General features: G+C 58.3%; 17 protein-coding genes. 9 read left to right on the top strand and 8 right to left on the bottom strand.

Annotated features, from left to right (window positions below; translation table 11 throughout):
• Positions 1 to 34: 34 nt before the first annotated feature.
• Genes ACWPW2_RS00680 through ACWPW2_RS00665 form a run of 4 tightly spaced genes read left to right on the top strand, consistent with a single transcriptional unit; the run spans position 35 to position 3,580 of the window.
• Positions 35 to 976, top strand: coding sequence for an ABC transporter substrate-binding protein (locus tag ACWPW2_RS00680; protein ID WP_042712719.1), 942 nt, complete (start codon positions 35 to 37; stop codon positions 974 to 976).
• A 47-nt stretch (positions 977 to 1,023) separates the two neighbouring features.
• A complete protein-coding gene (locus tag ACWPW2_RS00675) occupies positions 1,024 to 1,710 on the top strand; it encodes a D-lyxose/D-mannose isomerase (RefSeq protein WP_270221130.1) in 687 nt (228 codons plus the stop codon).
• Between the two features lie 11 nt (positions 1,711 to 1,721).
• On the top strand, positions 1,722 to 2,582 hold the full coding sequence (locus ACWPW2_RS00670) for a ketose 1,6-bisphosphate aldolase (RefSeq protein ID WP_454121274.1): 861 nt from the start codon (positions 1,722 to 1,724) through the stop codon (positions 2,580 to 2,582).
• The gene (locus ACWPW2_RS00665) at positions 2,582 to 3,580 is read left to right on the top strand and encodes a carbohydrate kinase family protein (protein ID WP_454121273.1); all 999 of its coding nucleotides are present in this window, start codon (positions 2,582 to 2,584) and stop codon (positions 3,578 to 3,580) included. The genes ACWPW2_RS00670 and ACWPW2_RS00665 overlap by 1 nt, the downstream gene beginning before the upstream one ends.
• 319 nt (positions 3,581 to 3,899) lie before the next feature.
• Here the strand turns inward: ACWPW2_RS00665 and glgP are convergent, their stop codons facing one another.
• From glgP to asd, 6 genes are all read right to left on the bottom strand, one after another.
• Positions 3,900 to 6,347 carry a glycogen phosphorylase gene (gene glgP, locus ACWPW2_RS00660; RefSeq protein WP_124970555.1) on the bottom strand — a complete coding sequence of 816 codons (2,448 nt, stop codon included), beginning with the start codon at positions 6,345 to 6,347 and terminating at the stop codon, positions 3,900 to 3,902.
• A gap of 19 nt (positions 6,348 to 6,366) precedes the next feature.
• Positions 6,367 to 7,800 (bottom strand): glycogen synthase GlgA, encoded by a 1,434-nt coding sequence (gene glgA, locus ACWPW2_RS00655; RefSeq protein WP_023478535.1) that lies wholly within the window; start codon positions 7,798 to 7,800, stop codon positions 6,367 to 6,369.
• 91 nt (positions 7,801 to 7,891) lie between these two features.
• Positions 7,892 to 9,175, bottom strand: coding sequence for a glucose-1-phosphate adenylyltransferase (gene glgC / locus ACWPW2_RS00650; RefSeq protein ID WP_094419145.1), 1,284 nt, complete (start codon positions 9,173 to 9,175; stop codon positions 7,892 to 7,894).
• Positions 9,169 to 11,166 (bottom strand): glycogen debranching protein GlgX, encoded by a 1,998-nt coding sequence (gene glgX / locus ACWPW2_RS00645; protein WP_454121271.1) that lies wholly within the window; start codon positions 11,164 to 11,166, stop codon positions 9,169 to 9,171. The genes glgC and glgX overlap by 7 nt, the downstream gene beginning before the upstream one ends.
• Positions 11,163 to 13,349, bottom strand: a complete 2,187-nt coding sequence (gene glgB, locus ACWPW2_RS00640; protein WP_200134513.1) for a 1,4-alpha-glucan branching enzyme — start codon at positions 13,347 to 13,349, stop codon at positions 11,163 to 11,165. Before glgB ends, glgX begins: the two co-directional genes overlap by 4 nt.
• 256 nt (positions 13,350 to 13,605) lie before the next feature.
• On the bottom strand, positions 13,606 to 14,712 hold the full coding sequence (gene asd / locus ACWPW2_RS00635) for an aspartate-semialdehyde dehydrogenase (RefSeq protein ID WP_042712708.1): 1,107 nt from the start codon (positions 14,710 to 14,712) through the stop codon (positions 13,606 to 13,608).
• Positions 14,713 to 14,884: 172 nt separating this feature from the next.
• On the opposite strand from asd, the gene ACWPW2_RS00630 reads away from it, so the two are divergent.
• Positions 14,885 to 15,478: a YhgN family NAAT transporter gene (locus ACWPW2_RS00630; protein ID WP_023478474.1), complete on the top strand. Its 594-nt coding sequence runs from the start codon at positions 14,885 to 14,887 to the stop codon at positions 15,476 to 15,478.
• 314 nt (positions 15,479 to 15,792) lie between these two features.
• Here the strand turns inward: ACWPW2_RS00630 and ACWPW2_RS00625 are convergent, their stop codons facing one another.
• The gene (locus ACWPW2_RS00625; RefSeq protein ID WP_454121270.1) at positions 15,793 to 16,524 is read right to left on the bottom strand and encodes a response regulator; all 732 of its coding nucleotides are present in this window, start codon (positions 16,522 to 16,524) and stop codon (positions 15,793 to 15,795) included.
• 269 nt (positions 16,525 to 16,793) lie between these two features.
• Between ACWPW2_RS00625 and fdhF the strand changes: the two genes are divergently transcribed.
• The 4 genes from fdhF (at position 16,794) to ACWPW2_RS00605 (ending at position 24,199) form a co-directional block, all read left to right on the top strand.
• Positions 16,794 to 18,941 (top strand): formate dehydrogenase subunit alpha, encoded by a 2,148-nt coding sequence (gene fdhF, locus ACWPW2_RS00620; protein WP_454121269.1) that lies wholly within the window; start codon positions 16,794 to 16,796, stop codon positions 18,939 to 18,941.
• A 250-nt stretch (positions 18,942 to 19,191) separates the two neighbouring features.
• Complete coding sequence (gene bglB, locus ACWPW2_RS00615) at positions 19,192 to 20,274, top strand: beta-galactosidase BglB (RefSeq protein WP_454121268.1); 1,083 nt, start codon at positions 19,192 to 19,194, stop codon at positions 20,272 to 20,274.
• A 28-nt stretch (positions 20,275 to 20,302) separates the two neighbouring features.
• A complete protein-coding gene (locus ACWPW2_RS00610; RefSeq protein ID WP_454121267.1) occupies positions 20,303 to 22,798 on the top strand; it encodes a hypothetical protein in 2,496 nt (831 codons plus the stop codon).
• 54 nt (positions 22,799 to 22,852) lie between these two features.
• Positions 22,853 to 24,199, top strand: coding sequence for an MFS transporter (locus ACWPW2_RS00605; RefSeq protein ID WP_094192994.1), 1,347 nt, complete (start codon positions 22,853 to 22,855; stop codon positions 24,197 to 24,199).
• An 11-nt stretch (positions 24,200 to 24,210) separates the two neighbouring features.
• Here ACWPW2_RS00605 and ACWPW2_RS00600 read toward each other — a convergent pair whose 3' ends face one another.
• The gene (locus ACWPW2_RS00600; RefSeq protein ID WP_454121266.1) at positions 24,211 to 25,284 is read right to left on the bottom strand and encodes a LacI family DNA-binding transcriptional regulator; all 1,074 of its coding nucleotides are present in this window, start codon (positions 25,282 to 25,284) and stop codon (positions 24,211 to 24,213) included.
• Positions 25,285 to 25,381 lie beyond the last annotated feature (97 nt).

Here is a 25,381-nt window from a genome sequence, read left to right as displayed (position 1 = left end):
CCTACAAAACAGTAAGATAAGTGAGGATTACAGCATGCGTCTTAAACCTCTTGTCACCGCGCTCTGCGCCACGGCCCTGCTCGCCGCGACGCCGTTCGTCCAGGCGAAAGAACTGAAATCTATCGGCGTTACGGTAGGCGATCTCGCCAACCCCTTCTTTGTGCAGATCACCAAAGGCGCGGAGCTGGAAGCGCGCAAGCTGGCGGGCGATAAGGTCAAAGTGACGCTGGTCTCCAGCGGCTACGACCTCGGTCAGCAGGTCGGCCAGATTGATAACTTTATCGCGGCGAAGGTCGACATGATCATCCTCAACGCCGCGGATTCAAAAGGCATCGGCCCGGCGGTTAAGCGGGCGAAAGAGGCCGGGATTGTGGTAGTGGCGGTGGACGTGGCGGCAGAAGGTGCCGACGCGACAATCACCTCTGATAACACCCAGGCGGGCGAAATGGCCTGTAAATACATCACCGATCGCCTGAAGGGCAAAGGCAATGTGGTGATCATCAACGGGCCGCCGGTTTCTGCGGTACAAAACCGTGTCGAAGGGTGCCAGAAAGAGTTTAAACGTCACCCGGATATCAAGGTGCTCTCAGATAACCAGAACGCCAAAGGCAGCCGCGAAGGCGGGCTGGAAGTGATGACCTCCCTGCTGGCGGCGAACCCGAAAATCGACGGTGTCTTCGCGATTAACGATCCGACAGCGATTGGTGCCGATCTGGCGGCCAAACAGGCACAGCGTAACGAGTTCTTTATCGTTGGCGTTGACGGTAGCCCGGATGGTGAAGAGGCGCTGAAGCGTAAGAACTCGCTGTTTGTCGCTACCCCGGCACAGGATCCGCAGGTGATGGCGGCGCGCGCGGTAGAGATTGGTTACGACATTCTGCAAGGCAAGCCCGCGCCGAAAGAGCCGGTGCTGATCCCGGTGACGCTGATCGATAAGCAGAGCGTCGCCAACTACAAAGGCTGGACGGTGAAATAAGCCCTCTCCCTCCCCGCGCGGGAGGGAAAGCGCCATACGGAGAGACGATGAAACGCTCTGCCATTAATGACATTCTCGGCCACACGCGGCAGTTTTTCTCAAAGCACGACGTGCATCTGCCGCCTTTTGCTAGCTTTGCGCCGACCCAGTGGCGCGAGCTGGATCATGAGGCGTGGCGTGAAGTGTTCGAGCTAAAGCTGGGGTGGGATGTCACCGCCTTTGGCGGCGACAACTTTTACGCCGAGGGGCTGACGCTCTTTACCCTGCGCAACGGCTCGCCGGACGGCGCGCCCTATGCCAAGTGCTATGCAGAGAAGATCATGCATGTGCGCGACGGGCAGCTAACGCCAATGCATCTGCACTGGCGCAAGCGCGAGGACATCATTAATCGCGGCGGCGGAAACTTAATTATTGAACTGTGGAACGCGGATGCGCAGCACCAGACTGACAGCAGCGACGTTACCGTGGTCATCGATGGCTGCCGACACACGCACGCGGCGGGCAGCCAGCTGCGCCTCTCACCAGGGGAAAGCATTTGTGTCACACCGGGGCTTTATCATAGCTTTTGGGGCGAGCCGGGGTTTGGCGATGTGCTGGTCGGCGAGGTTTCATCGGTTAACGATGACCAGCACGACAACCACTTCCTCAACCCGGCGAACCGCTTTAGCGACGTGCTGGAGGATGAACCGGCACATCTGGTGCTCTGTAATGAGTACTCACTCTTTTTAGGGTAAAGGAGGCGGTTATGCCCATGATCTCTCTCGCCGCAGGGCTGGCGCATGCGCGCGAACACCAGTATGCCTTGGGCGCATTTAACGTGCTCGACTCCCACTTTCTGCGCGCGCTGTTCGCCGCCGCCAAGCGGGAGCGCTCGCCGTTTATTATCAATATTGCCGAAGTGCACTTTAAGTATGTCTCGCTGGAGTCGCTGGTGGAGGCGGTGAAGTTTGAAGCCGCGCGCAGCGATATTCCGGTGGTGCTTAACCTCGATCACGGGCTGCACTTTGAGTCGGTGGTGCGCGCCCTGCGCCTCGGTTTCAGTTCGGTGATGTTCGACGGCTCCGCGCTGGAGTATGAAGAGAATATTCGCCAGACGCGGGAGGTGGTGAAGATGTGCCACGCCGTGGGCGTCTCGGTAGAGGCGGAACTGGGCGCGGTTGGCGGCGATGAGGGCGGCGCGCTGTATGGCCACGCCGATGAAGCCTGCTTTACCGATCCGACGCTGGCGCGGGAGTTTGTCGATCGCACCGGCATCGACACGCTGGCGGTCGCCATCGGTAATGCGCACGGCAAATATAAGGGCGAACCGAAGCTCGATTTCGCCCGCCTCGATGCCATTCGCCAGCAGACCGGCCTGCCGCTGGTGCTGCACGGCGGTTCGGGCATCAGCGATGAGGATTTTCGTCGCGCCATTTCGCTTGGCATTCATAAAATCAATTTCTATACCGGCATGTCGCAGGCGGCGCTTGGCGCCATTGAGCAGCGCATGGCGGATCGCCAGCCGCTGTATGATGAGTTCGCCCAGTTGCTGCTCAGTGTTGAAGAGGCGATTGCCGATACGGTGGCCGGGCAGATGCGCATCTTCGGCAGCGCGGGGCAGTGCTGATGGCCCGCCACGGGGTTATCGCCGCCGGCAATATGCTGGTGGATCATGTGCATCATATTGCCCAGTGGCCGGAGCGCGGCTGGCTGGCGGAGATCGTCCAGAGCGAACGCTCGACGGGCGGCGCGCCGCTTAATGTGCTGCTCACGCTGGCGAAAATGCACGTTGGCCTGCCGCTGCAGGCGGTCGGGCTGGTGGGCGAAGATGGCGACGGCGACTACATTATGGCGATGCTCGATCAGTACCATGTTAATCGCCAGCACGTGCAGCGCACCCCTTCTGCCCCAACCTCGATGTCGCAGGTGATGACCGATCCCTCCGGCCAGCGCACCTTTTTCCACTCGCCCGGAGCCAACCGGCTGCTGGATATCGACGCCTTTGAGACGCTTAACGGCGAGATGAAGATTTTCCATCTCGGCTATCTGCTGCTGCTCGACAGCCTTGATAAGGCCGATGAGGAGTACGGCACGCGCAGCGCGCGGCTGCTGGCGCAGATGCGGGAACAAGGCTTTGAGACCTCACTCGATCTGGTGTCGCGCAAAGGCGACCCGCGCTATAAACCGCTGGTGCTGCCCTGCCTGCCGCACCTGGATTATCTGGTGATCAACGAGTTAGAAGCGGGCGAGTTCAGCGGCCTGCCGATGCGCACAGCGCAGGATAAGCCGCACGTTGAGAATATTGGCCGCGCGGCGGCGCAGCTTTTGGCGGCAGGGGTTAAACAGCGGGTGGTAATTCATTGCCCGGAAGGGGCGTGGGGTGAAACACCGGATGAAGCCGGAGCGTGGATCCCGTCGCGGATGTTAAGCCAGGCGGAGATTGTCGGCAGCGTCGGAGCAGGCGATGCCTTTTGCGCCGGATTTTTATACGGTTGCCATGAAGCGTGGCCGTTAGCGCACAGCATTCAGTTAGCCCATGCCTGCGCTCGCGCCAGCTTGTTGTCCGCCAACGCGATTGACGGCGCAAAAACCCTCGAAGAGTTACAGCTTGATATGGCGCTTTAAACGTTCGCAGGCCGGGAAGTTGTAGGCCGGATAAGCGTTAGCGCCATCCGGCATGCGGTGCCATATTCAGCACATCGTTCCACATATTCACATACCGGGGACATTCGTAGGCCGGATAAGCGTTAGCGCCATCCGGCACACGCCGTTTCATTCACACCGTTCCACATATTCACAGACCGGGGACATTCGTAGGCCGGATAAGCGTTAGCGCCATCCGGCATGCGGTGCCACATTCAGCACACCGCCGGATGGCGGCTGCGCCTTATCCGGCCTACGCCGTTTCAGTCACGCCGTTCCACATATTCACAGACCGGATAAGCTAAAGGCGCACCGGCTTGATGTTCCAGATATGCTCCGCGTACTCCTGGATCGTGCGGTCAGAGGAGAAGTAGCCCATATTGGCGATATTGCGCATCGCTTTGGTGGTCCACTCTTCCGGATGCTGATAGAGCGCATCCACTTTATCCTGACAGTCGACATAGCTGCGGAAATCCGCCAGCACCTGGTAGTGGTCACCAAAGTTAATCAGCGAATCGACCAGATCGCGGTAGCGCCCTGGATCCTGCGGGTTAAACAGACCGGTGGCGATCTGCGTTAACACCTGGTGCAGCTCTTCATCTTTTTCGTAATACTCGCGCGGTTTATAGCCCTGACGACGCAGCTCCTCCACCTCATCCGCGGTGTTACCAAAGATAAAGATATTCTCCTCGCCGACGTGATCCATCATCTCCACATTCGCGCCATCCAGCGTGCCGATGGTCAACGCGCCGTTAAGGGCGAACTTCATGTTACTGGTGCCCGACGCTTCGGTACCCGCCAGCGAGATCTGCTCTGAAAGATCCGCCGCCGGAATGATCACCTGCGCAAGGCTGACGCTGTAGTTAGGGATAAAGACAACTTTCAGCTTATCGCCGATATCCGGATCGTTGTTGATCACCTGCGCGACATCGTTGATGAGATGAATAATGTGCTTCGCCATGTAGTAGGCCGAGGCGGCTTTACCGGCAAAGATATTGACGCGCGGTACCCACTCCGCCGTCGGATCGGCCTTGATCCGGTTATAGCGGGTGATGACGTGCAGCACATTCATCAGCTGACGTTTGTACTCATGAATACGTTTGATCTGCACATCGAAAAGCGCTTTCGGGTTGACCACCACGTTAAGCTGCTGGGCGATCACCGTCGCCAGCCGCTTTTTGTTCTCCAGCTTGGCATGGCGCACCGCCTGGTTCACCGCCGGGAAGTCGATATGCTGCTCAAGCTCGCTCAGCTGGCTGAGATCGGTACGCCAGGTGCGGCCAATATGCTCATCCAGCACTTCAGAGAGCGACGGGTTGGCCAGCGCCAGCCAGCGGCGCGGCGTCACGCCGTTGGTGACGTTAAGGAAGCGCATCGGGAAGATGGCGGCGAAATCGGCGAACAGCGACTGCACCATCAGGTTAGAGTGCAGCTCCGAAACGCCATTCACTTTATGGCTCACCACCACCGCCAGCCACGCCATACGCACGCGGCGGCCGCTTGACTCATCAATGATCGACGTGCGGCTCAGCAACTCGATATCGTTCGGGTGCTGCTCCTGCAACGTCTTCAGGAAGTAGTCGTTAATTTCGAAAATGATTTGCAGATGGCGCGGCAGAATTTTGCCGAGCATCTCAACCGGCCACGTCTCCAGCGCTTCGCTCATCAACGTATGGTTGGTGTAGGAGAAGACCTGGCAGGTCACTTCAAACGCCTCGTCCCAGTCGAACTTATGCTCATCAATCAGCAGGCGCATCAGTTCCGGGATCGACAACACCGGGTGAGTGTCATTGAGGTGAATGGCGATTTTGTCCGCCAGGTTGCTGTAGGTCTGATGCAGCTGGAAGTGACGATGCAGAATATCCTGCACCGTCGCCGAGACCAGAAAGTACTCCTGGCGCAGACGCAGCTCGCGCCCGGAGTAAGTGGAATCATCCGGGTAGAGCACGCGGGAGACGTTCTCGGAGTGGTTCTTATCCTCCACCGCCGCGAAGTAGTCGCCCTGGTTGAATTTACCGAGGTTAATCGCACTACTGGCCTGCGCATTCCACAAACGCAGCGTATTGGTCGCGTCTGTATCATAACCGGGGATAATCTGGTCGTAGGCCACCGCGAGGATCTCTTCGGTTTCAACCCAGCGGCTCTTTCTCCCCTCCTGCTGAATGCGCCCGCCAAACCGCACTTTGTAGCGCGTGTTGTGGCGTTTGAACTCCCACGGGTTGCCATACTCCAGCCAGTAATCGGGGGACTCTTTCTGACGCCCCTCGACAATGTTCTGTTTGAACATGCCGTAATCATAGCGAATGCCGTAGCCGCGCCCCGGCAGCCCGAGGGTTGCCAGCGAATCGAGGAAGCAGGCTGCCAGACGCCCGAGGCCGCCGTTACCTAAGCCCGGATCGTTCTCTTCGTCGATCAGCTCTTCAAGGTCGAGGCCCATCTCATCCAGCGCGTTTTTCACATCCTCATAAATCCCGAGCGAGAGCAGCGCGTTGGAGAGCGTACGGCCAATCAGAAACTCCATGGACAGGTAGTAGACCTGGCGCACCTCCTGGGAGAGTTGCGCGCGGGTGGAACGCAGCCAGCGCTCCACCAGCCGATCGCGAACGGCAAACAGCGTGGCGTTCAGCCACTCATGTTTGTTAGCGATAACCGGATCTTTACCGATCGTGAACATCAGTTTATAGGCAATCGAGTGTTTCAATGCCTCGACACTTAGTGTCGGTGAAGCATAGGTAAACGGAGCATTCATATGCGTGATTCCTGGAAAACTATTTCAACCGAGTGTAAAGATCGCGGTATGACTGCGCTGCGACCTGCCAGCTAAAATCCATTGCCATTGCCTGGCGCTGAACAAAACGCCACAGCGAAGGACGGGACCACAATACGAAAGCACGACGAATCGCGCGAAGCAACGCTAATGCGTTGCTGTCCTCAAAAACAAACCCGCTGGCCACGCCGTCGGCGAGGTTCTCCAGTGAGCTGTCAGAGACAGTATCGGCTAACCCGCCGGTGCGTCGTACCAGCGGCAGGGTGCCATATTTCAGACCATACAGCTGCGTTAACCCGCACGGCTCAAAGCGGCTCGGCACCAGAATCACATCCGCGCCGCCCATAATGCGGTGCGAGAAGGCTTCGTGGTAGCCAATCTGCACCCCTACCTGGCCGGGGTGCTCTGCCGCTGCCGCGAGGAAACCCTCCTGCAGCACCGGATCGCCCGCGCCAAGCAGCGCTAACTGACCGCCCTGCTCCAGCAAACCGGGCAGCGCTTCCAGCACCAGATCGAGCCCTTTCTGGCTGGTCAAACGGCTCACCACCGCAAACAGCGGCACTTTGTCGTTCACCTTCAGCCCCATGGCGATCTGCAACTGGCGTTTGTTCTCCGCCTTCTCCTCCAGCGTGTCACGCGTGTAGCGCGCGCCGAGCAGCAGGTCAGTTGCCGGGTCCCAAATCTTCTCGTCAACGCCGTTGAGAATACCGCTCAGGCGGCCCTCTTTCTGGCGCTGGCGCAGTAACCCTTCCATCCCATAGGCAAAGTGCGGTTCGGTGATCTCCCGCGCGTAGGTCGGGCTGACGGCGGTGATGTGATCCGCGTAGTACAGTCCCGCTTTCAGGAAGGAGATCTGGCCGTTGAACTCCAGCCCGTGCATGTTAAAGAAAGACCATGGCAGATCGATGTCATCCATATGCTGCGCATAAAACATGCCCTGGTAGGCAAGGTTATGCACGGTAAACACCGATTTCGCCGAGTGGTCTTTCAGCGCCATATACGCTGGCGTCAGCCCGGCGTGCCAGTCGTGCGCATGCACAATGTCCGGCCGCCAGAAAGGATCGAGACCACAGGCCATTTCACTGCCTACCCAGCCGAGCAGCGCAAAACGCAGCACGTTATCGGTGTAGGCGAACAGGTTAGTGTCATGGTAAGGGCTACCGGGGCGCTCATAGAGGTGCGGCGCATCGATCATGTAGATCCCCACCCCGTTGAAGTGGCCGAAGAGCAGAGAGATCTTGCCGGCGAAGGTATCGCGGCGGGAGATCACTTTTGCGTCGGTTACACCACGGCGAATATCCGGGAACGCAGGCAGCAGAACGCGCGTATCTACCCCATCGGCAATTTGTGCCGCGGGCAGCGCGCCAATCACGTCCGCCAGACCACCGGTCTTCAGCAACGGAAACATCTCAGAACATACATGTAAAACCTGCATTATCGCTCCTGTCAAAACCGTTCGGCTCGCGTTGCCGTTCACGGAAAAACAGCACGCGGACCCCTTCCGCGCAAGGATGTAAGTGGTGCTTTCAACCTTGTAATTTGCGCAGCATTTCGCGCGTAACCAGCACAATGCCCTCTTCCGATCGGTAGAAGCGGCGTGCGTCTTCTTCTGCGTTTTCGCCAATCACCGTGCCTTCCGGTATCTCGCAGGCTCTGTCGATAATGCAGCGGCGCAGGCGGCAAGAGCGCCCGACCCAAACATCAGGCAGCAGAACCGCCGAGTCGATATTGCAAAATGAGTTGATGCGTACGCGGGAGAAAAGCACCGACTGCACAACAACCGATCCTGAAATAACGCAGCCGCCGGAAACCAGCGAGTTCAACGTCATGCCATGGCTACCGGATCTGTCCTGCACGAATTTCGCCGGCGGCAATGATTGATTATAGGTACGGATAGGCCAGTTTTGATCGTACATGTCCAGTTCGGGCATGACCGAGGCCAGATCCAGGTTGGTTTTCCAGTAGGCTTCCAGCGTGCCGACATCGCGCCAGTAGGGCTCGGAATTCGGGTCGGATTGCACGCAGGACAAGGGGAAAGGGTGGGCGAAGGCCATACCGGATTTGACGATTTGCGGAATAATATCTTTACCGAAATCGTGGCTGGAATTTTCGTTTTTATCGTCCGCTTCCAGCAGATCGTAGAGATACTCAGCGTCAAAAATATAGATGCCCATACTGGCGAGCGCGCGGGTCTCATCGCCCGGCATGCTCGGCGGATTGGAGGGTTTCTCGACGAAGTCTATCACTTTGTCGTTCTCATCGACCGCCATTACGCCGAACGCGGTGGCTTCATGCACTGGCACCGGTAAACAGGCCACCGTACACTGCGCGCCCTTCTCAACGTGGTCGAGCAGCATGCGCGAGTAGTCCTGCTTATAGATATGGTCACCGGCCAGAATGACGATGTACTCCGCGCCGTAGCGACGAATAATATCGAGGTTCTGCGTGACCGCATCGGCGGTGCCGCGATACCAGTTTTCACCGTGAACGCGCTGCTGGGCAGGTAGCAGATCGACAAACTCGTTCATCTCGTTGTTGAAGAAAGACCAGCCGCGCTGGATGTGCTGAATCAGCGTGTGGGACTGATACTGGGTGATAACGCCGATGCGGCGGATGCCTGAGTTGATGCAGTTGGAGAGCGCAAAGTCGATGATGCGGAATTTACCGCCGAAGTGCACGGCGGGCTTGGCGCGTTTTTTGGTTAAATCTTTCAGGCGTGTGCCGCGTCCACCCGCCAGAATCAGGGCGACGGATTTTAACGGCAGCTGGCGCGCCAACATTGTAGGGTCGTTCTTATCTAATCTCACCATGACTGACTCCGTTTATCTGACCGCTGAAAGAGGCACACGCCGTGCTTTGGTGCCTGCCAGACAGTTATCACCACCGGATTCTCTTCTCCGGCAAAGGGCGACAGGGCATGCCAGTCGCCGGTCGGTAACGCTATTTCCGCCAATTCAGAGGTGGCGTTCATCACAAGTAAGTGGTTATCCGATAACAGGATTTGCAGGCGAGGCGCCCCCTCCTGCCACTCCTGCGGCGTTAATGGCCGCCCATGCTGATTAAGCCAGGCGACGTTGCCGTCGCCCTCTTCCCACCACGCATCGTCCGTCAGCGCGGCGATGTGCGACCGCGCTTTGATAAGCGCAGCAGTAAAGTCGATTAACCCTTGATCCGCCTGGCGCCAGTCGAGCCAGGTCAGCGCGTTATCCTGACAGTAGGCGTTATTGTTGCCGTGCTGGCTGTGGCCCATCTCGTCGCCCGCCAGCAGCATCGGCGTCCCCTGCGAAAGCAGCAGCGTCGCCAGCAGCGCATGCTGGCTTGCGCGCCGACGCGCCATCACATCGGCGCTGGCGTCCAGCCCTTCGACGCCGTGGTTGAAACTGTGGTTATCGTTAGTGCCGTCGCGGTTATCTTCCCCGTTCGCCTGGTTGTGCTTGTGGTTAAAGCTGACGCAGTCACGCAGCGTAAAACCGTCATGGGCTGTCACCAGGTTGACCGTCGCCGACGGCAGGCGTCCGTTGCGCTTAAAGAGATCGCTGGAGGCGGCAAAGCGCCCGGCAAAAGCCCCCATCGGCAGTGACTCCGTTAGCCAGAAGCGGCGCGCGGCGTCGCGGAAATGGTCATTCCACTCGGCAAAAGGCGCGGGGAAATTCCCCACCTGATAGCCGCCTTCGCCGATGTCCCAGGGCTCGGCAATCAGCTTCAAATCCCGCAGCAGCGGATCGTTTTGGATTGCCGCAAAGAGCGGTGCCTGCGGGTTAAATTCCGGCGTGCGCCCCATTACCGGAGCAAGATCAAAGCGGAAGCCGTCAATGTGAAACGTCTCGACCCAGTAGCGCAGGCAGGCGTGGGCATACTCCACCACCCCAGGCTGGCTCAAATTGAGGGTGTTACCGCAGCCGGTCCAGTTGTGGTAATCGCCATCTTCTCTGATCCAATAGTAGCTACGGTTGTCGATTCCGCGCTGGCTGAAGGTCGGGCCTGCAAGGTCCGTCTCAGCGCTGTGGTTAAGCACGATATCGAGGATCACTTCGATGCCCGCCGCGTGCAGCGCTTTCACCGCCGCGCGGAACTCGTTAATCGCCTGCTCAGGATCGTGGGCGTAAGCCGGATGCAGCGCAAAAAGCGCCAGCGGGTTGTAGCCCCAGTAGTTACTCAGCCCGAGGCGTTGCAGGCGCTGCTCGTGAGCAAAATGAGCAATAGGCAGCAGTTCGAGGGCGGTGATGCCCAGCTGTTTAAACCAGGCGATCATCACCGGATGCGCCAGCGCTTTATAGGTACCGCGGATCTCGTGCGGAATGTCCGGATGCAGCCAGGTCAGCCCTTTGACATGGGCTTCATAAATGACGCTGTTGCCCCACGGCGTGCGCGGCGCTTTATCCCCTTCCCAGTCAAAGTTGTCGTTGACCACCACGCTGCGTAAGCCGAGAGGCGCGCTGTCGTGGGGATCGGGTTGGTCAAAACCGGCGTAGAACAGCGGGCTATCTACCGCCTCACCCTCTACGCGCCGTGCGCAGGGATCGAGCAGCAGTTTCGCCGGGTTAAAGCGGTGCCCCTGCGTCGGTTGCCACGGGCCATGCACCCGGTAACCGTAGCGCTGGCCTGCTTTCGCGCCGGGAAGAAAACCGTGCCAGATATCGCCCGTGCGCGCCGGGAGATCGACGCGCTGCTCATTGCCCTCAGCGTCGAACAGGCACAGCTCCACGCGCTCAGCATGGGCTGAGAAGAGGCTAAAGTTGACGCCCCCGCTCTGCACTTCTGCGCCGAGCGGGCTCGCGGAGCCAGCCGTCAGGGAGATCATTCCCCCTCCCGCACCAGCCAGATGGTGCCGAGCGGCGGCAGGTTGAGCAGCAGCGAGTTGTCACGTCCGCGGTTGGCAATCTCGTCGCTCTGCACCAGGCCACCGTTGCCGGTGTTGCTGCCGTGGTAGTGCATCGAGTCGCTGTTCAACACTTCGCGCCAGCGTCCCGGCTGGTTAATACCGAGGCGGTAACCCTGGCGCGAGACCGGCGTAAAGTTGCTGACGACGATAATTTCGTTGCCCGCTTTATCGCGGCGGACAAAGGCAAACACCGACGCTTCTTCATCGTCGACTACCAGCCACTCGAAGCCGTAGGAGTCAAAGTCCATTTCATGCAGCGGCTTATGGTGACGGTAGAGGGTGTTCATATCGCGCACCAGGCGCTGTACGCCGTGGTGCCAGTTGTCGTCGCCTTCCAGCAGATGCCAGTCGAGGCTGCTGTCGTGGTTCCACTCGCGGCCCTGGGCAAACTCGCAGCCCATAAACATCAGTTTTTTGCCGGGGAAGGCCCACATCCAGGCGTAATAGGCGCGCAGGTTGGCAAACTTCTGCCACGCGTCGCCCGGCATACGATCGAGAATCGACTTCTTACCGTGTACCACTTCGTCATGGGAGAGCGGCAGAATAAAGTTTTCGGTGTGGTTGTAGACCATGCCGAAGGTGAGCTTGTGGTGGTGATACTTGCGGTAGATCGGATCGAGCTTCATGTAATCGAGCGTGTCGTGCATCCAGCCAAGGTTCCACTTGTACCAGAAGCCAAGACCGCCGCCTGATGGCGGGCGCGAGACGCCGGGGAAATCCGTCGACTCTTCCGCCATCGTCACCGCGCCCGGTGCCAGCTCGCCGATAATGCGGTTGGTGTCGCGCAGGAATTTGATCGCTTCAAGGTTTTCGCGGCCGCCGTATTCGTTCGGCACCCACTCGCCCTCTTTGCGGCTGTAGTCGCGGTAGATCATCGACGCCACCGCATCGACGCGCAGCGCATCAATGCCGAAGCGTTCAATCCAGTAGAGCGCGTTACCGACCAGGTAGTTGCTCACTTCCCGGCGGCCATAGTTGTAAATCAGCGTATTCCAGTCCTGGTGATACCCTTCGCGCGGATCGCTGTGCTCGTAGAGGTGTGTGCCGTCAAACTCTGCCAGACCAAAATCATCGGACGGGAAGTGGCCCGGTACCCAGTCGAGGATCACGCCAAGACCGGCGGCGTGCGCGGTGTGGATAAAGTGCAGGAAGTCGTCGCGGGTGCCGAAACGGCGCGTTGGCGCATACATCCCGGTAGGCTGATAACCCCAGCTGCCATCAAACGGATGTTCGTTGATCGGCAGCAGTTCAAGGTGGGTAAAGCCCATCCACTTGGCGTAAGGCACCAGTTGGTCGGCTAACTCACGGTAGCTAAGCCAGAAGTTGTTATCCGTATGGCGTCGCCAGGAGCCGAGATGCACTTCATAAATACTGATAGGCGCATCGAAATTGTTCGCCTGCTTGCGCTCTTCGCTCTGCGTTTTTTTACCCGGCAGGCCGCAAATCAGCGAGGCGCTGTCGGGGCGCATCTGCGCTTCGAAGGCGTAAGGGTCGGATTTGATGCGCAAATGACCGTTCGCATCGAGTAATTCAAATTTATAGAGCTGGCCGTTGAGCGCACCGGGAATAAATAACTCCCAGATACCGCTTTCGCGGCGCAGGCGCATTGGGTGGCGGCGGCCATCCCAGAAGTTGAACTGACCGACCACCGACACGCGCCGCGCGTTCGGTGCCCAGACGGAGAAACGCGTGCCGACGACGCCATCCATCGTATCGGCGTGGGCACCCAGGGTCTCATAGGGACGCAGATGGGTGCCTTCACTCAGCAGCCAGGCATCCAGCTCCTGGATTAATGGGCCGAAACGGTAAGGGTCATCAATCAGATTCTGTTGGCCGTGCCAGAAGACGGCAAACTGATAATTAAAGGGATTTTTGCGGCGCGGCACGATGCCGCTGAAAAAGCCGCGGGAGTCGATACACTCCAGTTTTGCCACTTTACGCCCGGTTTTGGTTTCAATCACCCATACTTCCGTGGCGTCGGGTAAAAGCGCGCGAACTTCCAGACCCGCATCGGTACGGTGCATTCCGAGAACAGAAAATGGATCGGCAAAATGGCCGACAATAAGCGCATTAATCACGTCTTTATCAACATGAACAGACATGGTTCTCATCCTGTTGTTGTGTTATCGCCTCTTCCACCGCCGTTGCGTGCGGTTGCGATACTCTTTTGAACCTGAACGGTGCCGCACGTCATGTGCAATCTGATGCTCCGTTCCACTTTCAGGCAAAATGTAAGACACCCAGCCTAAAGCATAGCCAACGCTTTCAGACTTCTGGGAAAATAAACGCCCATCTTTTAATTTCATTTAAAAAGATCAAAAAAAAGGGTGCCGAAGCACCCTTATAAGGAGGATTGTTCTACGCCAGCTGGCGCAGCATACGTCGCAGCGGCTCTGCGGCACCCCAGAGTAACTGGTCGCCGACGGTAAAGGCGGAGAGGTACTCCGGGCCCATGTTCAGCTTGCGCAGACGGCCAACCGGAGTGGTCAGCGTGCCGGTGACGGCGGCAGGCGTCAGCTCGCGCATTGAGATCTCACGATCGTTCGGCACCACTTTCGCCCACGGGTTATGTGCCGCCAGCAGCTCTTCGATGGTCGGGATGGAGACATCTTTTTTCAGTTTGAGGGTGAAGGCCTGGCTGTGGCAACGCAGCGCGCCGATGCGCACGCAGAGGCCATCAACCGGAATGGCTGACGCGGTATTGAGGATTTTGTTGGTTTCCGCCTGCCCTTTCCACTCTTCGCGGCTCTGGCCGTTATCGAGCTGTTTGTCGATCCACGGGATCAGGCTGCCGGCCAGCGGCACGCCGAAGTTCTCGGTGCTGAGATCGCCGCTGCGGGTCAGCGCCGTTACTTTGCGTTCAATATCGAGAATGGCAGAGGCCGGGTTTTCCAGTTCAGCAGCCACGTGGTGATGCAGCTGGCCCATCTGCGTCAGCAGTTCACGCATATGGCGCGCACCGCCGCCGGATGCGGCCTGGTAAGTGGCGACCGATACCCACTCGATCAGATCGTTGGCGAACAGGCCGCCGAGAGACATCAGCATCAGGCTGACGGTACAGTTGCCGCCAACAAACGTTTTGATGCCTTTATTCAGCCCGTCGGTAATGACGTCCTGGTTTACCGGGTCGAGAATAATGATCGCGTCATCTTTCATACGCAGCGAGGAGGCCGCATCAATCCAGTAACCCTGCCAACCGCTTTCACGAAGCTTTGGATAGATTTCGTTGGTATAATCGCCGCCCTGGCAGGTGACAATGATGTCGAGCGCCTTTAATGCCTCCAGATCGAATGCATCCTGAAGGGTGCCGGTCGTCTGGCCTGCAAACGCGGGCGCGGGCTGGCCGAGCTGCGAAGTAGAGAAGAAAACAGGGCGAATGGCGTCAAAATCATGCTCTTCAACCATGCGTTGCATGAGGACGGAGCCGACCATACCGCGCCAGCCGATAAAACCAACATTTTTCATAACGAGTTCCTGCGAAGATGTGTGCTGTGTATGCGAGCCAGCTGTAACTGGACATCGCTCCACATTACAAAATGCAGCCAAAGTCGCAAGTGAAATTAATAAATGATCGCCACTGCGTTAGAAATGCCGCTAATCACGCCATTTTCGCCGCAAATGTCCGGAATAATAATCAATGAATGAAATCATCTCTGCCGCCGTCTTGTTGATATTAATAATGGATCCGCTGGGCAACCTGCCGATATTTATGTCGGTGTTAAAACACACCGAGCCAAAACGCCGCCGCGCGATCATGATCCGCGAGCTGCTTATTGCGCTGCTGGTGATGTTTATTTTCCTCTTCGCCGGCGAGAAAATTCTTTCTGTCCTCAGCCTGCGCGCCGAAACGGTGTCGATCTCCGGCGGCATTATTCTCTTTTTGATTGCTATCAAGATGATTTTCCCCAGCCCCACCGGCAGTAGCTCAGGCCTGCCCGCCGGCGAGGAGCCGTTTATCGTGCCGCTGGCGATCCCGCTGGTTGCCGGCCCGACGCTGCTGGCGACGCTGATGCTGCTGTCGCATCAATACCCGAATCAGATGGGGCATTTAGTGATTGCGCTGCTTATTGCCTGGGGCGGCACGGTGGCGATTCTGTTGCAGTCATCGCTCTTTTTGCGGTTATTGGGCGAGAAAGGAGTGAATGCGCTCGAGCGGTTGATGGGGCTGATCCTGGTGATGCTCGCCACGCAGATGTTCCTCGACGGCATCCGCATGTGGATGAAAGGGTAACGGGTGACGGGTGCCGGATGGGGTTCGCTGTTGCTGGAACGGCGTAGGCCGGATAAGGCGTAGCCGCCATCCGGCGGTGTGCTCAATGCGGCACCGCATGCCCGATGGCGCTGCGCTTATCGGGCCTACAAATGAGATTCGCTGTTGCTGAAACGGCGTAGGCCGGATAAGGCGTAGCCGCCATCCGGCGATGTGCTCAATGCGGCACCGCATGCCCGATGGCGCTGCGCTTATCGGGCCTACGAATGAGATTCTCTGTTGCTGGAACGGCGTAGGCCGGATAAGGCGCAGCGCCATCCGGCAAAAACTACCCCCTACGCCGCCTTCTCACCGTGCGCGACATCGGCGGCAAACACATATCCCAGGCCGCGCAGCGTTTTGATAAGCGCCGGCTGATGCGGATTGACCTCAATCTTGCGCCGCAGGCGCATAATCAACACATCGATGGTGCGGTCAAATACCTCCACGCTTTCGCTGTGCGTCAGGGTTAAAAGCTGCTCGCGGTTCAGCACGCGCCGCGCGTTTTGCACCAACGCCAGCAACAGGCTGTACTCCCCCTGCGTTAAATCGACCACCTGCTGCTGCGGGTTGATCAATTCGCAACGTATCGGGTCAAGATGCCAACCGTTAAACGCAAAACCGCTGCTTTTCTCCACAGTTGCTTCGGCAGCCAGCACGCCGGTGCGGCGCAGCACGGCATTGACGCGCGCCACCAGCACGCGGGCGTTAAAGGGTTTACCGATATAGTCATCCGCGCCCATCTCCAGGCCGACCACCACATCCGCTTCGCTGCCCATCCCCGTCAGCATCACTACCGGCAACGCAGGGCGGATCTTCTGCAACTGCTGCAACACGCGCAGGCCGTTGATATCGGGCAGCACCATATCCAGCAGCACCAACGCAATCTCAGGATGCTGCGCGCAGAGCGTGATCGCATCCAGTCCGTTATGGCAAAGATGAACCGTAAAGACGTGCTCGCTCAGCACATCCTCCAGCAGCGCACATACCGCCGTATCGTCATCTACTACCAGGATCGCAGGTTTCATTATTCGCTTCCACAGGCTCGCTTTGCTCACTCTTATCTATTCTGTTGGCTGCCTTTAATAAATGCAGTGAATAAATGCTGATTTTTTAAGCGCGGTCACATCCCCTTCGCCTTTCGACACGTCACATTTGACGATGGACTGCGCTTCGTCACTATTTTGCCTGGATTTGCGCCGTAATATCCCCTCACGCCCCTCTGCATTGCGATGGCATAAAAGATGCATAACCGGGAGCGACAGCGGAAACGCAATTTTTAACTGGAGCGAAAGTGATGGAAAAAGTCGTCACGGTTTGCCCGTATTGCGCCTCGGGATGCAAGATTCACCTCGTGGTCGATAACGGCAAAATCGTTCGGGCGGAAGCAGCGCAGGGGAAAACCAACCAGGGAACCCTCTGCCTGAAAGGCTATTACGGCTGGGATTTCATTAACGATACCCAGATCCTGACGCCTCGCCTGAAAACCCCGATGATTCGCCGCCAGCGCGGCGGCAAACTGGAGTCGGTCTCCTGGGACGAGGCGCTTGATTATGTCGCCAGCCGTCTGAGCGAGATCAAAGCAAAATATGGCCCCGATGCGATCCAGACCACCGGCTCATCGCGCGGCACCGGCAACGAAACCAACTACATCATGCAAAAATTCGCGCGCGCCGTTATTGGTACCAATAACGTTGACTGCTGCGCGCGTGTCTGACACGGCCCCTCGGTTGCAGGTCTGCACCAGTCGGTCGGTAATGGCGCGATGAGTAATGCCATCAACGAAATCGATAACACCGATTTAGTCTTTATCTTTGGGTACAACCCGGCGGATTCGCACCCGATCGTCGCCAATCATGTGATTCGCGCGAAGCAAAACGGGGCGAAAATCATCGTCTGCGATCCGCGTAAAATTGAAACCGCGCGCATTGCCGATCTGCATGTCGCGTTGAAAAACGGTTCTAACATTGCCCTGTTGAACGCCATGGGCCATGTGATTATTGAGGAAAAACTCTACGACGAGGGTTTTGTCGCCAGCCGCACCGAAGGATTCGAGGAGTACCGCAAGATCGTTGAAGGCTATACGCCGGAGTCGGTTGAAGAGGTGACCGGCATCAGCGCCCAGCAGATTCGCCAGGCCGCGCGCATGTACGCCAGGGCGAAAACCGCCGCCATCCTCTGGGGCATGGGCGTTACCCAGTTCTATCAGGGCGTGGAGACCGTGCGCTCGCTGACCAGCCTGGCGATGCTCACCGGCAACCTTGGCAAAGCGCACGTTGGCGTCAACCCGGTGCGCGGGCAGAACAACGTGCAGGGTGCCTGCGATATGGGCGCGCTGCCGGACACCTTCCCGGGCTACCAGTACGTGAAAGAAGAAGCCCACCGCGAGAAGTTTGCCAAAGCCTGGGGGGTGGAGAGCTTACCGGCACATACCGGCTACCGCATCAGCGAACTGCCGCACCGCGTGGAGCACGGCGAAGTGCGCGCCGCCTACATCATGGGCGAAGATCCGCTGCAAACGGACGCCGAGCTGTCGGCGGTGCGTAAAGCGTTTGAGGGTCTGGAACTGGTAATTGTGCAGGATATCTTTATGACCAAAACCGCCTCCGCGGCGGATGTCATCCTGCCCTCTACCTCATGGGGCGAGCATGAAGGAGTCTACACCGCAGCGGATCGCGGCTTCCAGCGCTTCTTTAAAGCCGTCGAGCCGAAGTGGGATCTGAAAACGGACTGGCAAATCATCAGCGAGATCGCCACCCGCATGGGCTACCCGATGCACTATCGCAACACGCAGGAGATCTGGGACGAGCTGCGTCATCTCTGCCCGGACTTCTACGGCGCCACCTACGAAAAAATGGGTGAGCTGGGCTACATCCAGTGGCCATGTCGCGATGAGTCAGAGGCCGATCAGGGCACGTCGTATCTGTTTAAGGAGCAGTTCGATACACCGAACGGCAAGGCGCAGTTCTTCACCTGCGACTGGGTCGCGCCGATGGATAAACTGACCGAAGAGTACCCGATGGTGCTCTCCACCGTGCGCGAAGTGGGCCACTACTCCTGCCGCTCGATGACCGGCAACTGTGCCGCGCTCGCCGCACTGGCGGATGAACCGGGCTATGCGCAGATCAACACGGCCGACGCCGCAAGGTTGGGCATTGAAGATGAAGCGCTGGTGTGGGTTAACTCGCGCAAAGGCAAAATCATCACCCGCGCGCAGGTGAGCGATCGCCCGAATAAAGGGGCGGTGTATATGACCTACCAGTGGTGGATCGGGGCCTGTAACGAGCTGGTGACGGAGAACTTAAGCCCGATAACCAAAACGCCGGAGTATAAATACTGCGCAGTGCGCATTGAGCCGATCGCCGATCAGCGCGCCGCCGAGCAGTATGTCATTGATGAGTACAGCAAGCTGAAAACCCGGCTGCGCGAAAGCGCGATGGGTTGAGAAAAGCGGGGGCAAATGCCCCCGTTTTTTTTGCTTTTCACCCCTGCACGCAAAATTTTTGCGCCCTTCATACAAAGTTAAAACATTATTTCATTAACCTGTTGTTTTATCTTTCATTCCTGTAAAGCTCCTCACTTAAGAATCATCGCATGGCTCACAATTCAAAAACGCAAAATTTTTTCGTATTGCGCATTAAAAAATCAAAGTGATTTAATCAACGCATAAAATAATTTTCAGCGTGGGATTAAATATGCAAATACGCACATTAAGTGATCAATTAAATTTATTATTGCTGGGCTTCACCTCATTAAAAGATGAAGGGAAATTTAATGAGCCCAATCTCGACGGCACGCCTGGGGATTATATTTCCTTTACCAGCTGGGAGTGGCCGCAGGGCGTCGGGTTATTTGGCATGGTCAGGCTGTGGGAATTTACGCGCCGGGATGACATTTATAACCAAATCGACCGCTGGTTTGAGGAGAATATCGCCAAAGGGTTACCGCCGCTTAATATCAACACCACCGCGCCGATGCTGCCGCTGTCGCTCTTCTGGTCTCATCACCGTAACCCGCGCTATCAGCAGGTGCTGGATGCCTGGGCCGATCGCGTGATGAGCGAATTGCCGCGCACGCCGGAGCGCGGCTTTCAACATGTGGTTTCCGACGGCATCAACGAGCAGGAGATCTGGGACGATACGCTATTTATGGTGGTGCTGTTTCTCGGCCATTACGGCACCGTGTCCGGCCGTCAGGAGCTGGTGGATGAAGCCGTGCGCCAGTTCCTGCTCCACGCCCGCTATCTTAACGATCCGCACACCGGGTTGTGGTTTCACGGCTGGAGCTTCGCGGAAAAGAGCAACTTCGCCAATGCCCGCTGGGCGCGCGGTAACGCCTGGATCACCGTCGGCATTCTGGAGTTTATTGAACTTACCGATCTTGGCGGCGGCGTGCGCGATTACCTGCTTGAGTGTCTGAAAGCGCAGGTTAACACCCTGCTCGATCTGCAAGCGGAGAGCGGCGCATGGCACACCCTGCTCGATCACCCCGACTCCTATGAAGAGATCTCCGCCACCGCCGGGTTTGGTTACGGGCTGTTAAAAGGCGCACGGCTCGGCATTGGCGATGCGCGCTGGAAAGCGGCGGGATTAAAAGCGCTGGCCGCGGTGCAAAATAATATTGATAGCCGCGGCACCGTACACAATGTTTCCTACGGCACGCGCATGGGCAGAAACCTGCAATTTTATAAGGATATTCCATTACAACCGACGGGCTACGGCCAGGCGCTGGCAATTTTATGCCTCAGCGAAGGTCTGCGTCTGACAGAAAATAAATAAAACAACAGCTCTGTACCTGGAGAAAATAATGACAACGCCGCAAAATAATTATTGTTATTTTCCACTCGCGATAAATAACGCCGTGCGCTACTGGCAATTATCGCCCATTTCTTCCCTGCCCTATGATGTTGCTGACCAGCCAATGCAGGGCGAAATGGATCCCTTTTTCTTTTTAAGTAAACATAAAAACTTTATTCCCCACACCTACCCGTGCCGCACGGAATTTCAGCGCGATTTCGCTGGCAAAAAGCCGACGCCATTTGGCGAGACCGCAATGACAACGTGGTGGTTTCCGTTTGGCTCGGATCGCGTCGATCTCTCCGGCTTCTGGTTTCGCCCAACGCGCGTCGGCGCGCTGGCAAAAAGTCACCTTGTGGCAGAGCAGTCCGGCGAGCACACCTTTCGGCTGACCACCTGCGGGGCGGCGGTCGTTTCGGTGAATGGCAACGAGGTGGCGTGGAAGGCGGATTACCAGCGCAACCTTGAGAGCGTATTTGAATTTACGGTTACGCTGAACGCCGGGTTAAACGAGATTGCCATCTGGTTTGACGATCTGGCCGAGCGCGATATTCGCTTCTTCTTTCAACTCGACTATCTGCAAGGCGCGCCGCTGCACATTGCGCTGCCGACGCCGGTGGACGGTGAGATGACCCGTCATATGGAGCAGTTGCTCGACGGCATCTCCTTTGATCAGGCGACCTACACTTCCGGCCCGGTGCGTCTGCGCTTCCCGCAACCGGCAGCGGAGACCCTGCATCTCGCCATTCGCGTGGTGGGGGATTTTATCTCCTTAGACAAGCCAGTCGAACTTTCGGCAACGCTGCAAAAAGGCGAAACGGAGGTGGAGATTGCGCAGAGCGAAGCGCTGCCCGCCGATTTCCGCAATTTTGTTATCAGCTTAGAGAAAGCAGGCTTTCGCATCACCCGCACGCTGGGGGTGGAGATCTGCCACGCCGAACAGCAGGCGCAGGTGCCCACTACTCCGCAGGCGCGCATCGACGAAGCGCTGCACTATGTGGCGACCCGGGGCGAATACAGCAGTGTTAAAGCGCTGGCGCGGCTGGCCTGTCATATGAATGACGCGCAGACCCACGCGATGCTTGAAGGGGTGCTGCCCTCGGTCGAAGCGTGTCATGACTGCGCAGATTTCACCCTTGTGCCGCTGCTGTGGTGCCGTATCGCCTGGGGCGAGCAGATCGCCGCCGGGACGCGGGCGAAAATCGATCATGCGATCCTCAACTTCCGCTACTGGATGGATGAGCCGGGCAATGATGTGCAGTGGTACTTCTCCGAAAACCACGCCCTGCTGTTTCACACCGCCGCGTATCTGGCGGGTAGCTTCTTTGCCGACAGCACCTTTGCGCGCAGCGGTAGAAGCGGGCGGGAGCAGGCCGACGCTGGGCGCACGCGCGTGCTGGCATGGCTCGATCATTTCGAGCAGTGCGAAATGGCGGAGTGGAACTCGGCACCCTATTTCCCGATTGATTTAAAAGGGTTAACCGCGCTCGCCGCGCTGGCGGACGATGCTGAAATCGTTGCCCGCAGCCAGCGCGCGATCGCCCGTTTATTAGAACAGATTGCGCGTTCTGCCCACCAGGGAACGCTTACCGCCTCGCAGGGGCGCTCCTACGAATACACCTTACGCGCCGGACGCTCGCTGGAGCTATCTGCCCTCTCCCGCCTGCTGTGGGGCAAAGGCAACTACGGCTGCCGCTTCCACGCCCTGCCGCAAATTGCGCTGCTGCTGCGCCAGCAAAAACTGTCGCTGGCGCCGGAACTGGCCGAGGTTGCCGTCTGGCAGGGTGATAGCGCGCTGGAGTGGTGTTTCGCCCAGGGCGCAAACCGCATCGCTCGTCTCTATCACTACAAAACACGCCAGGCGGCGATGGGCTCGATTGCCGGCTATCGCTGGGGCGAATGGGGATATCAGGAGACGCCGATCCACCTGCGTATCGGCGACCGCCCTGAAGCGCAGATGTGGATCAATCACCCCGGCGAAACCCTGCACGGCGGGTTTGGTCGCCCCTCGTACTGGGGCGGGTGCGGCACGCTGCCGCGCGTGCAGCAGTATCGCGGCCTGGCAGTGGTCCTCTTTAACACCCATGACGGGCAACCGGACTTTACCCACGCCTGGCTGCCGCAGAGCGCCTTTGATGAAAAACAGATCGATGCGGCGCGCATTCTGCTGCGCGGTGGTGAAGGCATGGTGCAGCTGACCGGCAACCGGCCTTTTGAGGTGGTCGATGGCGGCCCGACCCGCGAGTGCGAAGTGCGCCTCTCCGGGCGCGAAACCTGCTGGCTGATCCGCCTCAACGACGATCCCGCACTCACCACGCTGGCGCAATTTGCCAGCCACTTTGCTGATTTGCAGGTTGAAACGCGGGGCGACGGCACGCTGCACGTGCGCGATGCGAATTACGGTGAGGTGCTGTTTTATGCCGACGGACGCGTGCAGGCGCAGGGGCGCACACTCGACCCGGCGACGTGGACCGTTGATGGCGAAAGCCGCGAACTCACTCTCTAATCCCTCTGGCGCGTAACGACCCGGCGGGCGACCGTGCGGGTCGGGAGACAGTTTATGGAAACGCAAATTGATAAGGCGCGCAGCCCACAGGCGGCGGCGCAAAACGACGTTAACCCGAATGCGATCCACAACCCCGCCCGGGCGGTGGCGAAGCCGAAAAGCAACTACCGATGGGTGATCTGCTCAATGCTGGTGTTTGCCACCACGGTCAACTATATGGACCGGCAGATCCTCGGCCTGCTGGCACCGATGCTGCAAAAGGATATCGGCTGGACGCAGATCGAATATAGCTGGCTGGTGAATGCCTTCACCATTGCTTACGGCATCGGCACGCTGGTGTGCGGGCGCATTATCGACAAGCTCGGCACCCGCATCAGCTACGCCATCGCGATGGTGGTGTGGAGCGCCGCCGCCATGCTGCACGCGGTGGTCGGCACCGTGGTCGGTTTTATGATTGTGCGCGTGATTTTGGGGCTGGGCGAAGCGGCTAACTTCCCGGCGGCGATGAAAGTGATCTCCGACTGGTTCCCGAAAAAAGAGCGCACGCTGGCGACCGGTATTCTTGGCGTGGCGGTCAACATTGGCGTGGTGATCTCACCGGCATTGATCCCCTTTATCGCCATTCATTACGGCTGGCACGGCGCGTTTCTGATCCTCGGCGGCGTTGGCTTTGTCTGGCTGATCCCGTGGTTTTTAGCCTTTGGTAAGGCGAGCGATAAAGCCACCCAGGAAGAGCTGACGTGGATCCGCCAGGATAAAGAGGAGGCGGTAAATGTCTCCGCCATCAAATGGACGCAGTTGCTGAAGTATCGCCAGCTGTGGGCGTTTGCCCTCGGCAAGATGCTGACCGACCCGATCTGGTGGTTCTTCCTCTTCTGGCTGCCGAAGTGGCTTAACGAGTCGCGCGGGCTGAATATGGAGGGCTTAGGTTTACCGCTGATCGTGATCTACCTGTTTGCGATTGTTGGCAGTCTTGGCGCGGGCTGGCTGCCGGGCAAACTGATGAATATGGGCTTTAGCGCGGCGAAAGCACGTAAAACCACGATGCTGATTTGCGCCTGCCTGGTGACGCCGATTTTTGCCGCCACCCAGGTCGATAATTTGTGGGCAGCGGTGGCGCTGGTCGGTCTGGCGGCGGCCGCGCACCAGGGCTGGTCGGCCAATATTTTGACCTCGGTTTCCGATCTCTTCCCCAATGCGGCGGTCGGCTCCGTGGTCGGGATTGGCAGCACCTTCGGCATGATCGGCAGCGTGATTTTCTCAACGGTTATTGGTGCCGTGCTGGAGTCATCAGGCAATTACTGGGCGCTTTTTGCCATCAGCTCTGTCGCCTATCTGGTCGCCTGGGGCGTGATGTACCTGCTATTGGTGCCAAAAATGGAGCGGGCGAAATTCGATTAACCCGCTCGCGCTTAAAACGGGGCTGCTTCGGCGCCCCGTTTTGCTACCGACTGACGCTCAACCATCGTGCAGGCCAGCTCAATCCGCCGCGGGGTTTCAACGCTGCCGGCAATCATATCCTGCAACAGCTCCAGCGCCAGCGTGCCCATCTCCTGCACCGGCAGATGCACCGTGGTCAGCGCCGGGGAAGCAAACTCCGCCTGCGGCAGATCGTTCATGCCGACCACCGACACCGCCTCCGGCACGCCGATGCCCAGTTTTGTCAGCCCCTGCATCGCCCCCAGCGCCAGCGAATCATTGGCGCACAAAATCGCGGTATGCGGGTGTTTCCCCTTCGCAAACCACGCCATCACCGCCTGCTCAGCCAGCTCCGGCAGCCAGTCGGTCACGGTAAGAATATCGCCCTCGTCGCAGGAGAGGTGCGCATCGCGCATCGCTTCCCGCCACCCCTCTTCCCGCTGCGCAATGGTGCGCCGACCGGGATGGGTAAGAAACAGAATATGCTGGTGCCCGTGGGCAATAAGATAGTCGCAGGCCATGCGGGTGGCAGAGCGGTTGCAGGGCAGCACGCTGGAGAGGCGCATCAACGGATCTTCGCTATTGACCAGCACCGCCGGTTTGCGCAGCCCGGCCACGGCGGTGAGAAAACCGGGGTCATCCACCGTTAACGCCAGCACGCCGCCGATATCGGGCTCGCTCAGCAAAGCCTGCAACGCAGGGTCATCCTGGCCGCTCAGAGCATGGGTCGTTAGCTCGACGCCGAGCACTTTTGCCCGCTCTTTTAACCCCTGCAACACATACCAGCTGAACTGATAGCGGTTGTAATCGAGCATCGCCGCCTGCGACACCGCCAGCACAATACGCGTGCCGCCAATCTCCTGGGCCGGTGTGTAACGCATGGCGCGAGCGACCTCCTGAATGCGGGCGCGCAGCGTCTCGCTTACACCCTTCTCGCCCGAGAGCGCGCGCGAGACGGTGCTAAGCGAGGTGCCGCAACGGGTCGCGATATCGTCCAGCCGCACGCGGCGCAAGGCCGCACCGCTCTGATCATCATCCGCTTTACGCGAAACCATAATTGCGTCCATCCTTCTGCCGGTTCGAAGGCATCAGCATGGCATTTACATAAAGGGTGTCAATGAGTTGGAGAGAGGGAGGTGGAGAAATGAGAGGCGCGTCGTTTTC

Source organism: Kosakonia sp. Marseille-Q7440 (assembly GCF_965119485.1).
The sequence above is the reverse complement of the archived record's forward strand: the minus strand, read 5'-3'. Positions and strand labels throughout refer to the sequence as shown.